Source organism: Bacteroides togonis (assembly GCF_900130135.1).
Taxonomy (GTDB): Bacteria; Bacteroidota; Bacteroidia; order Bacteroidales; family Bacteroidaceae; genus Bacteroides; species Bacteroides pullorum.
Map to the genome: position 1 here is coordinate 1 of NZ_LT670826.1, position 809 is coordinate 809.

The window sequence follows — 809 nt, forward strand, 5'->3', positions numbered from 1 at the left end:
CCGTTCAGGGCGGTGCAGCTGGCCACGTTCAGGCCTGCCGAGGGCAGCACGTGCGAGGCGGCCCATACGCCCATCGACCAGCCTACGACGTGCACCTCGGCATAGGCGCGCAGGGGCGCGGCGTCGAAGTCCAGTGTGCGGTAGTCGTAACAGATCTGGTAGTCCATCCCCTGCGGGCGGTAGTGACGGAACGGCGTTTCGTCTGCCGCCCATCCGGCAAAGAACAGGAGCAGGCGGGGATGGTGTTCGTGGATGAGGTAGAGTTGTTTCATTCGTTTCCAGGGTTAATCATTTGTTTTTGTAGGTTGCGGACAGCTTTCCGCGGCCTTCCGAAGGGCCTCGAGACCTTGCGGACAGCTTTCCGCGGCCTTCCGAAGTGCTTCGGAACCTTGCGGACAGCTTTCCGCGGCCTTCCGAAGTGCTTCAGAACCTTGCAGACAGCTTTCCGCGGCCTTCCGTAGTACTTCGGAACCTTGCGGACAGCTTTCCGCGGCCTTCCGAAGTGCTTCAGAACCTTGCAGACAGCTTTCCGCGGCCTTCCGTAGGGCTTCGGAACCTTGCGGACAGGTTTCCGCGGCTTTCCGTAGGGCTTCGGCGGTCGTCAGAGGGGGATGGCGTCCACTTCGTCTTCCGTCAGGGCCGCGGTCAGCGAGAAGCGGATGCGCGACGTGCCTTCGGGCACCGTAGGCGGACGGACGGGTAGGGCGTAGAAGCCGTGGCGTTGCAGGGCTTCGGCGCGCAGCACGGTGTCGGCGCTCGGCCCGACAATCATCGGGACAATCTGGCTGACGCTGGGCGAGGCGTATCCC

2 protein-coding genes are annotated in these 809 nt (G+C 63.5%); both read right to left on the reverse strand.

The window, feature by feature from the left end; all coding sequences use genetic code 11:
- Positions 1-272 (reverse strand): pimeloyl-ACP methyl esterase BioG family protein (locus BQ8005_RS16635; protein ID WP_159436297.1); only part of this gene is annotated, 272 nt, incomplete at its 3' end.
- A 329-nt stretch (positions 273-601) separates the two neighbouring features.
- Positions 602-809: aminotransferase class I/II-fold pyridoxal phosphate-dependent enzyme (locus BQ8005_RS16640; protein ID WP_159436298.1), on the reverse strand; the 208-nt coding region annotated here is incomplete at its 5' end.